A 12,537-nucleotide genomic window follows, 5' to 3' on the forward strand; every position below is an offset into this window, starting at 1 on the left:
TTATTACATACCTTCAAAGAAATCTATTTCTTTGCTGCCTTCTGTTAACTTAACAATAGCTTTCTTTGTCTTAGCAGTTTTACCAAAAGTCATACCTCTTCTTTTTACTTTACCAATATTATTCATAGTATTGACTTTTTCAACTTTTGTTCCTTCGAACATTTTTTCTACTGCTTCTTTTACTTGAATCTTTGTTGCTTCTGGATGAACTAAGAAAGTGTATTTTCTGTCAGCCATAACTTCCATACTTTTTTCAGTAACAACAGGTTTTAATATTATGTCATAATATTTTAAATCAGCCATTATGCATACACCTCCTGAATTGTAGCAACTGCATCTTTAGTTACCACAAAAGTATCATATTTTAGAATGTCGTATACATTAATTGTATTTGTTAGTGCAGTTTTTACACCTCTGATATTACGAGTTGATAATACAACATTTTTGTCATTATCATTTAAAACTATTAATGCTTTTTGTACTTTTAAGTTAGTTAAAACTTCACTCATCTTTTTAGTTTTGATTTCATCAAGTTTTAATTCATCAACAACAATAAGTTTATTATCATTTACTTTTGCAGTTAATGCTGATTTTAATGCCGCTCTTTTTTCTTTTTTGTTTAATTTGATTGAATAATCTCTTGGCTTTGGAGCAAATACAACTCCACCACCTGTCCATTGTGGTGCACGAATTGATCCTTGTCTCGCTCTACCTGTTCCTTTTTGTCTCCAAGGCTTAGCTCCGCCACCTCTTACTTCTGAACGAGTTTTTGCACTTTGTGTGCCTTGGCGTTTATTTGCAAGCTGTCCTACAACTGACATATGCATTAAGTGTTCATTTATCTCTACACCAAATATATTGTCATTAAGTTCTATTTCTTCAACTTGTTTACCTTCCATGTTGTAAACAGAAACTTTTGCCATGATCGTTCCTCCTTCCTACGTATTAACTAAGCTTTTACGCTATTTACTATTGTTACTATTGATTTTTTAGGTCCTGGTACAGCACCTTTAATTAGAAGTAAGTTATTCTCTACATCTACTCTTACTACTTCTAAGTTTTGAACAGTTACATTCTCACTACCCATATGTCCAGGTAACTTTTTACCTTTGAATACTCTTGAAGGTGAAGAAGCACCACCCATAGATCCAGATACTCTATGAGACTTAGAACCGTGACCCATTGGACCTCTTGATTGGTTATGTCTCTTAATTGATCCTTGGAATCCTTTACCTTTTGATACACCAGATACATCTACTTTGTCGCCAATTTCAAATGTATCAGCTTTAATTTCGTTTCCTACTTCAAATTCCTCTGCATTATCAAGTCTAAACTCTTTTATATGCTTTTTGAAGCTAACGCCTGCTTTGTCAAAATGACCTTTCATTGGCTTATTAGTGTGTTTTTCTTTTTTCTCACCAAATCCAACTTGTACAGCTTTGTAACCATCATTTTCAAGTGTTTTCACTTGAGTTACTATACATGGTCCAGCTTCTAATACTGTTACAGGTACTAACTCTCCACTTTCTTCAAATATTTGAGTCATACCAACTTTTTTTGCTATAATAGCTTTTTTCATTTCCTTTGCACCTCCTAATAATCTACAGCGGATTACACATAAGTGTAATCATCCTAGATGGTTTATAGTTTATATATAAACCTCTAAGGGATATTATACTATCGTATAATTATTTAACATCTACTTTGATATCTACCCCTGCAGGTAGTTCAAGTCTCATTAAAGCATCTACTGTCTTAGCTGTTGGCATAAGAATGTCAATTAATCTTTTATGAGTTCTTTGTTCGAATTGTTCTCTGGAATCTTTGTACTTGTGTACAGCTCTAAGAATAGTTACTACTTCTTTCTTAGTAGGTAGTGGAATTGGTCCGCTCACCTTAGCACCAGTTTTCTTAGCTGTTTCAATAATTTTCTTTGAAGATTGATCGATTAATTGATGATCGTATGCTTTTAAGCTAATTCTCATTTTTTGACTTGCCATAAAAAAAGTCGCCTCCTTTTCGTACTCTAGTACGACAAGTGGTGACTGTACATCGCTCCGTGTGTATCATATATCCTACACACCTCAAATCAAGCCTACATCGCTTTGACTTTATATTGTACAGTGACCTTGCCGCCAGTTTCTTGAACATGACATTCGCTCCATGTGAATTACCCGCTTATGCGGCAACCTCACACTTCTAAGCTATCTTTGTCACAGCATTTATTAGTATACACTAAGAAGCTCCATAATGCAAGGGTTTTTCAATATTTTTTTATGTTTTTTCTTTATTTTTATAAACTACTACATAAATGTAAAAATGAGTCAGTTTTATAGGAATATATTATTATTTTTACCAAAAAACAGTACCCGTAGGCACTGTCTTTTTATAAACTTATATTATTTTCTTTTCACCATTACCATTATATCCATTTCTGGTGGGTTCTTTATAATATCTACAGGAGCACTCTGTACCTGCTGTGGTATAGGATGATCTTTTAAACAACGATAATCATAATACTCTGCAGCAAAATCACTTATCATATCATAATCACTATTAGGTAGCCACGTCTGTAAAAGATACGCCATAGCTTTATCTAAAGCAGCATTAGTCAATTCAAAGAAATTCTCAGCCGAGAAGGTACATACTACATACAAACCTTTTGGTATAACATATTGATATAATTTGTCATTATTATTATCAAATTTATCAACTTGTACTGATGCCAGATAATTAAATTTCCCTTGTTTTTCAGATGGAAATGATATACCACACTGTACATTTGTCTTACTTTGATTGAGTATATTGTTCTTTATCTCAACACATTTATTCCATGCAATTCCTGGATTGTCCTGACCCGCAACCCCAATCTCACATTCTTCTACAATGCCCATTACCTTGATATCTTCCTTAATTTCCTTAACACTAAATTCTATTACTACCCCTGAAGCAACCAAAGGAACTCCAATATCTACCGCTCTATATTTTAACGACAAATCAGGTTTATAAAAATGTGCAAGTGGTATATCCGACTTCTTATACTCACTAGGTGACATATCATATACAGATTTAAATGCTCTTGTAAAAGTTTCCAAACTATTAAAACCATTCTCAAAAGCTATATCTGTAATCTTTCCACCAGCTTTTATCTCCTCCGCAGCTTTTGCCAATCTCCTTAGCCTAACATATTCCATTACTGTAACACCAACCAGCTTATAAAATAATCTCTGAAAATAAAACTTCGATAACATACCCATCTCCGCCAACATATCAATACACATATCTTCGTCTAAATGCTCTTCAATATAATCAATAACTCCCTGCATTTCTTTATACTCATACATTATTCTATCTCTCCTCCTTAGATTTATTGATTATATTATATCATTCTGTAAAAACTCTTTCTTGATGATAAATGCTCTATTCACAAATAATTTAAATAAATAGTAGATATATGATTATGAATTTAATGATATAATACTTTTAGTATATCCTTATCATAAATGCCAATTATATTCTAATAAATATCGACAAATTAAATGTTACTTTGTCATATCCACAATATGACAAACGAAACGTTCCCATGTCCTACAAACACTAGCCCACAATATAGGGGTATTAGCAATAGGTTTAACGCAGACCGACCGCTTCTCAGGGTAAGGAAAGTTAAACCTATTACTAATACCCCCTCCACTGGAATCAAAATATACAACAAATAAACTTCTCACTCTATACCAAAAATACCTATAAAGATAAGCAATTTTCCAAATAAAAAAGCAGTGCATCAAGCACTGCTTTCCTATATTAAATAATCAAATTATATTATTCAATAATTTCTGCTACTGATCCAGCACCTACAGTTCTTCCACCCTCACGGATAGCGAAACGTAAACCTTTTTCCATAGCGATTGGAGCAATAAGTTCAATTTCCATTTCTACGTTGTCACCAGGCATACACATTTCTACACCTTCTGGAAGGTTGATTACACCAGTGATATCAGTAGTTCTGAAGTAGAACTGTGGTCTATAGTTTGAGAAAAATGGAGTATGACGTCCACCTTCTTCTTTTTTAAGAACATATACTTGAGCTTTAAACTTAGTATGAGGAGTAATTGAACCAGGTTTAGCTAATACTTGACCTCTTTCAATTTCTGTTCTTTGAACACCACGAAGTAATGCACCGATGTTGTCACCAGCTTGAGCTTCGTCTAATAATTTACGGAACATTTCTACTCCTGTACAAACAACTTTTCTTGAATCTCCAAGTCCAACGATTTCAATTTCATCAGATACGTGAAGTACTCCACGCTCAACTCTACCAGTTGCAACAGTACCACGACCAGTGATTGAGAATACGTCCTCTATAGGCATTAAGAATGGCTTGTCAACATCTCTTTCTGGAGATGGAATATAAGCATCTACTTCTTTCATTAAGTCTAAGATTTTGTCTCCCCATTCTCCTGATGGATCTTCTAATGCTTTTAAAGCAGAACCCATAACGATAGGAATATCATCACCTGGGAAATCATATTCAGATAATAATTCTCTGATTTCCATTTCAACTAATTCTAATAATTCTTCATCATCAACCATATCACATTTGTTCATGAATACAACGATGTATTCAACACCAACTTGACCTGATAAAAGGATATGCTCACGAGTTTGAGGCATTGGACCATCTGCAGCTGAAACAACTAAGATAGCACCGTCCATTTGAGCAGCACCAGTGATCATGTTCTTAACGTAGTCAGCATGTCCTGGGCAGTCTACATGTGCGTAGTGTCTTGCTTCAGTTTCATACTCAACGTGTGCTGTTGAGATAGTAATACCACGTTCTCTTTCTTCTGGAGCCTTATCGATATTATCAAAAGCAACTGCTTCTCCAGTTCCTAATCTTTCGTGTAAAGTTTTTGTAATTGCAGCTGTTAATGTTGTTTTACCATGGTCAACGTGTCCAATAGTACCAATATTAACGTGTGGTTTGGTTCTTTCATATTTAGCTTTAGCCATTTAAAATCTTCCTCCTTTTATATCTAGGGCAAATCCCCTAATTTGTCCATTCATTTCTGAATTGGTCTCTTTTTCAATTATATTTTATTAAAATAAATTTTGCAAGTTTTTTATTGTTATTTAATATTACAATATCATTATTCTAGAAAACAACAACTAATTAGTTTGCTTTACCTGCAATAATCTTTTCTTGTATTGATTTTGGTAGTGGTTCAAAATGATCAAATTGCATTACATAAGTTCCTCTACCTTGAGTTTTTGAACGTAAGTCTGTTGCATAACCAAACATTTCTGATAATGGTACAAATCCGTGGATTTGTTGAACACCATTACGTGGTTCCATACCTTCGATACGTCCTCTACGTGAGTTGATGTCACCAATAACATCACCCATGTAATCTTCTGGTACTGAAACGTCAACTCTCATGATTGGTTCACAAAGAGTTGCTCCACCTTTTCTCATAGCTTCTTTGAATGCCATTGATCCGGCAATTTTGAAAGCCATCTCAGATGAGTCAACATCATGGTATGATCCATCATAACAAACTGCTTTAATACCAAGTACAGGATATCCTGCTAATAAACCACTACTCATTGCTTCTTGAATTCCATTATCTACTGCTGGGATATATTCTTTTGGAATAGAACCACCAACTATAGAATTAACAAATTCATAAGTTTCTTCACTATTAACGTCCATTGGTGAGAATCTAACCTTACAATGTCCATATTGCCCACGTCCACCTGATTGACGTACAAATTTACCTTCTACTTCAACTTCTTTAGTAATAGTCTCTTTGTATGCAACTTGTGGTTGACCTACGTTAGCTTCTACTTTGAATTCTCTAAGTAGACGGTCAACAATGATTTCAAGGTGAAGTTCACCCATACCAGAAATAATTGTTTGTCCTGTATCGTGATCAGTACGTGTTTTGAATGTTGGATCTTCTTCTGCTAATTTAGCAAGGGCAATACCCATTTTTTCTTGACCAGCTTTAGTTTTAGGTTCTATAGCAACGTGGATAACTGGCTCTGGGAATATCATTGATTCAAGTATTACAGGATGTTTATCATCACATAAAGTATCTCCAGTTGAAGTAACTTTTAAACCAACTGCTGCTGCGATATCCCCTGAGTATACTTTATCAATTTCTTCTCTCTTGTTAGCATGCATTTGAAGAATACGTCCCATACGTTCTTTCTTATTCTTAGTTGAGTTATATACATAAGAACCTGAATTAGTTGTTCCTGAATAAACTCTAAAGAATGCTAGTTTACCAACAAATGGGTCTGCCATTATCTTAAATGCTAATGCTGAGAAAGGCTCTTCGTCTGAAGATGGTCTTTCTACTTCTTCTTCTGTATCTGGGTCAATACCTTTAATAGCAGGTACATCTATAGGAGCTGGCATATAATCAACAACTGCATCCAATAATTTTTGGGCACCTTTGTTTCTATATGCTGTACCACATAAAACAGGAATAATCTCAACGTTTATTACTGCTTTTCTTAGAGCTTTCTTTAATTCTTTTTCTGTAAGCTCTTCTCCTTCAAGATATTTTTCCATTAATTCTTCATCCGTTTCAGCGATTGCTTCAACCATAGCTTCTCTATATTCTTCTGCTTGATCTGCTAAATCTGCTGGGATGTCTTCTTCGGAGATATCTTGACCAAGGTCATCTTTATAAATAAATGCTTTCATTTTCATTAAATCTATAAGACCTACAAAGTCATCTTCTGCTCCGATAGGTAATTGAATTGGTACTGCATTAGCACCAAGTCTATCTCTCATCATATCTACTGCATTATAAAAGTCTGCACCCATAATATCCATTTTATTAACAAATGCCATTCTAGGTACTCTATATTTATCTGCTTGACGCCAAACAGTTTCTGATTGTGGCTCTACTCCACCTTTTGCACAAAATACACCTACAGAACCATCTAAAACACGAAGAGAACGTTCTACTTCTACTGTAAAGTCAACGTGCCCCGGTGTATCAATAATGTTAATCCTATGATTCAGCCATTGACAAGTTGTAGCTGCGGAAGTAATTGTTATTCCTCTTTCCTGTTCTTGTTCCATCCAGTCCATTTGAGCTGCACCTTCATGAGTTTCCCCAATCTTGTGAGTTCTTCCTGTATAGAATAAGATACGTTCTGTTAGTGTTGTTTTACCTGCATCAATATGAGCCATAATCCCAATGTTTCTAGTTCTTTCTAGTGGGAATTGTCTTCCAGCCAAAGTTATTCCTCCTTTGGTAATCTACAGTTACTTAGCTACAATTTATTGATTATTATGCGGAAACATAAGCTTCCGCATATATTTGTTTAACAACACATTATCATATGCATTATTAGTAATTTTGTGAAATTATATACATTAACTTCAAAAATAATATTTGAGTAATGTAACTGGTTGCAACTACTATTAGAATCTGTAGTGTGCAAATGCTTTGTTTGCTTCTGCCATTTTATGAGTATCTTCTCTCTTCTTAACTGAAGCACCAGTATTGTTTGCTGCATCCATGATCTCAGCAGCTAAACGATCTACCATAGTTCTTTCTCCACGCTTACGTGTATAAATAGTTAACCAACGAAGTCCTAAGGCTTGTCTTCTCTCTGGTCTAACCTCCATAGGAACTTGGTAAGTAGATCCACCAACACGTCTAGCTTTAACTTCAAGAACTGGCATAATGTTATTCATAGCTTCTTTAAAAACTTCTACTGCATCTTTTCCAGTTTTTTCAGCTACCTTTTCAAATGCTCCATATACAATTTTTTGTGCAGCTCCTTTTTTACCATCTAACATAATGTTATTAATAAGTTTAGTTACCACTTTATCACTGTACATTGGATCAGCTAATACTTCTCTTTTTTGGATATGTCCTTTACGTGGCACGGCTCTTCCCTCCTTAATAATAATTAATTCTTCGGTACTCATGAATATAATTAATATCCATGTTACGTGCTCGGTATATCGTAATATATATATAATCCTGCAACCTACAGGTAATATTCCAATTTTACCTAGCACTAATTAGTAAATTACTGAAGTGTTCTTCATATGATATTTACTAATTATTTAATTCTAGTAAACATTACTAAAGAATTATTTTTTTGGTCTCTTAGCTCCGTATTTGGAACGTGATTGTTTACGGTCAGCTACACCAGCTGTATCAAGTGTACCTCTAACAATATGATAACGTGTACCAGGTAAGTCTTTTACCCTTCCACCTCTTAGTAGAACAACGCTATGTTCTTGTAGGTTATGTCCTTCACCAGGAATATAGCCTGTTACTTCAATACCATTAGTTAAACGAACCCTTGCAATTTTACGAAGAGCTGAGTTTGGTTTTTTTGGAGTGGCTGTTTTTACTGCAGTACAAACACCTCTTTTTTGTGGTGATGATACATCAGTAGTTTTCTTGTGTAAAGAGTTATAGCCTTTTTGAAGAGCAGGTGCTGTTGATTTCTTAGTTGATACTGATCTTCCTTTTCTTATCAATTGATTAATAGTAGGCATCTATTTCACCTCCTGTAATTTTATTAAGATGCCCTAACATCTTATTTAATTAGTGCTGCGGTTGCTGTTTTAACTTCTACATCGCAAACTGAACCTAATTCCTCCATTGTATCAATATATACTACAGGGACTTGCTGACTCTTGGCTAGTTCAATGGGTCTAATAATTACTTCATTCTGTGCATCTTTTGCAACATAAAGTACTTCTACTTCTTCATTCTCAAGCGCTTTGAGAGTCTGTTTCATCCCAATAACTTTGGAATTAGTTTTTAATCGGTGCACATAGATCATCCCTTTCGGTCACTAAAAAAATTATTACAATGCACACTGCTGAATTTTAACACTATTTTTTATAAATGTCAAGGATTTTAATAAAACACCCTGAATTTTATAAAAATCCAGGGTGTTTTTTGCATTTTTATCTCTATTCTTCAAAGAGAACGTCGTCAATTAGTGGTTCTTCTTCAACGTATTTTTCAATTCCAACATTTCGGTATCGTTCCATACCTGTACCTGCTGGTATAAGTTTACCGATGATTACGTTTTCTTTTAATCCGATTAGAGGATCTGATTTACCTTTTATTGCAGCTTCTGTCAAGACTTTTGTAGTTTCTTGGAAAGATGCTGCCGATAAGAATGAATTAGTTGCCAAGGATGCTTTTGTTATACCGAGCATAACTTGAGTTCCTTCTGCTGATTCTAAACCATTACTAGCAAGTTCTTCGTTAATCTTTTCAAACTCTAACCTATCAACTAGGCTTCCTGGTAAGAAATCACTATCACCACTATTTTCTATTCTTATTTTCTTTAACATTTGTCTAACAATAACTTCTATATGCTTATCGTTAATTTCCACACCTTGAAGTCTATAAACACGCTGAACTTCTTGAAGCATGTAGTCTTGAACACTTCTGCTACCTTTGATTTTCAAGATATCGTGTGGGTTAACACTACCTTCTGTCAACTCATCACCGGCTTCAATTACATCCCCATCCATTACCTTGATTCTTGAACCATATGGTATTAGATAAGCTTTGCTTTCGCCAGTTTCTTCGTTTGTGATTACTACTTCACGTTTTTTACGTGTATCATTTATTCTAGCTAATCCACCAAATTCAGCAATTATAGCTAATCCTTTTGGTTTTCTAGCCTCAAAGAGTTCCTCTACACGAGGAAGACCTTGTGTTATATCGTCTCCAGCAATACCACCTGTATGGAAAGTACGCATTGTAAGCTGTGTACCTGGTTCTCCGATTGATTGTGCCGCAATAATACCAACAGATTCCCCTACTTGAACAGGTAATCCAGTTGCCATATTAGAACCATAGCATTTTGCACAAACTCCAATTTCTGATCTACAAGTAAGAACTGTTCTTATGTGAACTTTATCAATACCTGCATCCACAACAGCTTTTGCTTTTAGTGGTGTAATAAGAGTATCTTCTTCAACTATAATCTCACCAGTTTCTGGGTGTTTTATTTCATCAACAGACCATCTTCCAGTGATTCTTTCTTGTAGACTTTCAATTACTTCGTTACCATCTTTGAATGCTTTTATCCACATACCTGGAGCATTGTGTTTATCGCAACAATCATGTTCTCTAATAATTAAATCTTGAGAAACATCTACAAGTCTTCTTGTTAGATATCCTGAATCGGCTGTACGAAGCGCCGTATCAGCAAGTCCTTTTCTAGCACCGTGAGCAGAAATAAAGTATTCAAGAACGTCTAGTCCTTCACGGAAGTTAGATTTGATTGGTAATTCGATAGTCTTACCAGATGTATCTGCCATAAGTCCACGCATACCACCTAACTGTTTAATCTGCTTATCAGAACCTCTGGCTCCAGAGTCAGCCATCATGTAGATATTATTATATTTTCCAAGTCCGCCAAGTAAGGCTTCTGTAATAGTATCATCAGCATTTTTCCATGTCTCGATAACTTTTAAACGTCTTTCTTCATTAGTCATGAATCCACGTTTAAATTGTTTTGTTATCTTCTCTACTGTTTCTTCTGCATTTTTAAGTATTTCTTTTTTGCTTGCAGGTACTTCCATATCTGAAACAGATACAGTTAATGCACCTCTTGTAGAGTATTTGAAACCAAGTTTCTTAATACCATCAAGAACTTCTGATGTCTTGGTTGAACCATGGATATTGATACATCTATATAGTATATCTTTCAATTGCTTTTTACCTACTAAGAAATCAATTTCGTATTTAAATTTATCTTCTGGTTTATTTCTAGTCGCAAAACCAAGATCCTGTGGTATCGCTTCATTAAATATAATTCTACCAACAGATGTTTCAACGAATTGTTGTTTTATTTCGCCTTCTATTTCCATTGTTCTTCTTACATGTATCTTTGCATGTAGAGTTACTTCTCCATTTTCATATGCAAGCATAGCTTCATTTTCGTCCTTAAAATAGTAACCTTCACCTTTTTCTCCATCTTTTTCAAGAGTAAGATAGTAAGTACCAAGTACCATATCTTGTGAAGGAACAGATACTGGAGCACCATCCGAAGGTTTTAATAGGTTATTAGGTGAAAGAAGCAAAAATCTACACTCAGCTTGTGCCTCTACTGATAATGGTACATGGACAGCCATTTGGTCACCATCAAAGTCGGCATTATAAGCTGTACAAACTAAAGGATGCAGCTTTATAGCTTTACCCTCAACTAATACAGGTTCAAATGCTTGAATACCTAAACGGTGAAGTGTAGGAGCACGGTTAAGCATAACAGGATGTTCTTTGATAACTTCTTCTAATACATCCCATACATCAGATTCTAATCTTTCAACCATTTTTTTAGCTGATTTGATATTATGAGCTAAACCATCACTAACTAATTTTTTCATCACAAATGGTTTAAATAGTTCAATTGCCATTTCTTTTGGTAAACCACACTGGAATATCTTAAGTTCAGGACCTACAACAATAACTGAACGTCCAGAGTAGTCAACACGTTTACCCAGCAAGTTTTGTCTAAAACGTCCTTGTTTACCTTTTAACATATCAGATAATGATTTTAGAGGTCTATTACCTGGTCCTGTTACTGGTCTACCTCTTCTACCATTATCTATAAGTGCATCTACTGATTCTTGAAGCATTCTTTTTTCATTACGTACAATAATGTCAGGCGCTCCAAGATCAAGTAATCTTTTAAGTCTATTATTTCTATTTATAACTCTTCTATACAAATCATTCAAATCAGACGTAGCGAATCTTCCTCCATCCAATTGAACCATTGGTCTAAGATCAGGGGGGATAACTGGAACAACTTCCATAATCATCCATTCTGGCTTATTATTGGATTTATAAAATGCATCTACTACTTCTAATCTTTTTATTATTCTAGCTCTTTTCTGTCCTGAAGATTCTCTTAGAGCTTTTCTTAATTCTACGGATTCTTTCTCTAATTCAATATTAGCTAATATCTCTTTTATGGATTCTGCTCCCATACCAGCTCTAAACTTATTACCGTATTTTTCATAAGCATCTCTATATTCTTTTTCTGTCAAGATTTGTTTGTATTGCAATCCTGTTTCACCAGGATCTATTACAATATATGATGCAAAGTATAATACTTTTTCAAGAGTTCTTGGAGATAAGTCAAGGATTAATCCCATTCTACTTGGAATTCCTTTAAAATACCATATGTGGGATACAGGCGCCGCTAATTCAATATGCCCCATTCTTTCTCTACGTACTTTGGATTTTGTTACCTCAACACCACAACGATCACATACTACACCTTTATATCGTATTTTTTTGTACTTACCGCAATGACACTCCCAGTCTTTGCTAGGTCCAAATATCTTTTCACAGAACAAACCATCTCTCTCAGGTTTTAACGTTCTATAGTTAATTGTTTCAGGTTTTTTTACTTCTCCCTTTGACCATTCCCTAATTCTTTCAGGAGATGCTAAGCCAATCTTAATAGCATCAAAGCTTACTGATTGCTCTATATTCTCGTTTGGCACTTTTGGACACTCCC

At 34.7% G+C, this 12,537-nt stretch carries 11 protein-coding genes; all 11 read right to left on the minus strand.

Features of this window, described 5'->3' with window-relative positions:
- Positions 1 to 3: 3 nt before the first annotated feature.
- The 11 genes from rplW to rpoC all read right to left on the minus strand — a co-directional run bounded on the left by rplW (position 4) and on the right by rpoC (position 12,523).
- The gene (rplW, locus tag AACQ14_RS12625) at positions 4 to 303 is read right to left on the minus strand and encodes a 50S ribosomal protein L23 (RefSeq protein WP_339363944.1); all 300 of its coding nucleotides are present in this window, start codon (positions 301 to 303) and stop codon (positions 4 to 6) included.
- Positions 303 to 923 (minus strand): 50S ribosomal protein L4, encoded by a 621-nt coding sequence (gene rplD, locus AACQ14_RS12630; RefSeq protein WP_339363945.1) that lies wholly within the window; start codon positions 921 to 923, stop codon positions 303 to 305. The genes rplW and rplD overlap by 1 nt, the downstream gene beginning before the upstream one ends.
- 26 nt (positions 924 to 949) lie before the next feature.
- Positions 950 to 1,579 carry a 50S ribosomal protein L3 gene (rplC, locus tag AACQ14_RS12635; RefSeq protein WP_113672539.1) on the minus strand — a complete coding sequence of 210 codons (630 nt, stop codon included), beginning with the start codon at positions 1,577 to 1,579 and terminating at the stop codon, positions 950 to 952.
- 109 nt (positions 1,580 to 1,688) lie between these two features.
- On the minus strand, positions 1,689 to 2,000 hold the full coding sequence (gene rpsJ, locus AACQ14_RS12640) for a 30S ribosomal protein S10 (RefSeq protein ID WP_113672540.1): 312 nt from the start codon (positions 1,998 to 2,000) through the stop codon (positions 1,689 to 1,691).
- Between the two features lie 399 nt (positions 2,001 to 2,399).
- A complete protein-coding gene (locus AACQ14_RS12645) occupies positions 2,400 to 3,344 on the minus strand; it encodes an AraC family transcriptional regulator (protein WP_339363946.1) in 945 nt (314 codons plus the stop codon).
- Positions 3,345 to 3,822: 478 nt separating this feature from the next.
- Positions 3,823 to 5,013: an elongation factor Tu gene (gene tuf / locus AACQ14_RS12650; RefSeq protein ID WP_113672542.1), complete on the minus strand. Its 1,191-nt coding sequence runs from the start codon at positions 5,011 to 5,013 to the stop codon at positions 3,823 to 3,825.
- 160 nt (positions 5,014 to 5,173) lie between these two features.
- Positions 5,174 to 7,258: an elongation factor G gene (fusA, locus tag AACQ14_RS12655; protein ID WP_339363947.1), complete on the minus strand. Its 2,085-nt coding sequence runs from the start codon at positions 7,256 to 7,258 to the stop codon at positions 5,174 to 5,176.
- A gap of 186 nt (positions 7,259 to 7,444) precedes the next feature.
- On the minus strand, positions 7,445 to 7,915 hold the full coding sequence (rpsG, locus tag AACQ14_RS12660) for a 30S ribosomal protein S7 (protein ID WP_193774455.1): 471 nt from the start codon (positions 7,913 to 7,915) through the stop codon (positions 7,445 to 7,447).
- A gap of 210 nt (positions 7,916 to 8,125) precedes the next feature.
- Complete coding sequence (gene rpsL, locus AACQ14_RS12665; protein WP_339363948.1) at positions 8,126 to 8,539, minus strand: 30S ribosomal protein S12; 414 nt, start codon at positions 8,537 to 8,539, stop codon at positions 8,126 to 8,128.
- Between the two features lie 41 nt (positions 8,540 to 8,580).
- Positions 8,581 to 8,820, minus strand: coding sequence for a ribosomal L7Ae/L30e/S12e/Gadd45 family protein (locus tag AACQ14_RS12670; RefSeq protein WP_339363949.1), 240 nt, complete (start codon positions 8,818 to 8,820; stop codon positions 8,581 to 8,583).
- A 142-nt stretch (positions 8,821 to 8,962) separates the two neighbouring features.
- Entirely contained in the window at positions 8,963 to 12,523 is a 3,561-nt protein-coding gene (gene rpoC, locus AACQ14_RS12675; RefSeq protein WP_339363950.1) for a DNA-directed RNA polymerase subunit beta', read from the minus strand.
- Between the last annotated feature and the right edge of the window lie 14 nt (positions 12,524 to 12,537).

The organism is Vallitalea maricola, assembly GCF_036985595.1.
Classification (GTDB): domain Bacteria; phylum Bacillota; class Clostridia; order Lachnospirales; family Vallitaleaceae; genus Vallitalea; species Vallitalea maricola.

What these genes read in the sequence shown, in the direction of transcription:
- rplW (WP_339363944.1), bottom strand. Translation starts at nt 303, where the DNA reads ATGGCTGATTTAAAATATTATGACATAATATTAAAACCTGTTGTTACT.
- rplD (WP_339363945.1), bottom strand. Translation starts at nt 923, where the DNA reads ATGGCAAAAGTTTCTGTTTACAACATGGAAGGTAAACAAGTTGAAGAA.
- rplC (WP_113672539.1), bottom strand. Translation starts at nt 1,579, where the DNA reads ATGAAAAAAGCTATTATAGCAAAAAAAGTTGGTATGACTCAAATATTT.
- rpsJ (WP_113672540.1), bottom strand. Translation starts at nt 2,000, where the DNA reads ATGGCAAGTCAAAAAATGAGAATTAGCTTAAAAGCATACGATCATCAA.
- AACQ14_RS12645 (WP_339363946.1), bottom strand. Translation starts at nt 3,344, where the DNA reads ATGTATGAGTATAAAGAAATGCAGGGAGTTATTGATTATATTGAAGAG.
- tuf (WP_113672542.1), bottom strand. Translation starts at nt 5,013, where the DNA reads ATGGCTAAAGCTAAATATGAAAGAACCAAACCACACGTTAATATTGGT.
- rpsL (WP_339363948.1), bottom strand. Translation starts at nt 8,539, where the DNA reads ATGCCTACTATTAATCAATTGATAAGAAAAGGAAGATCAGTATCAACT.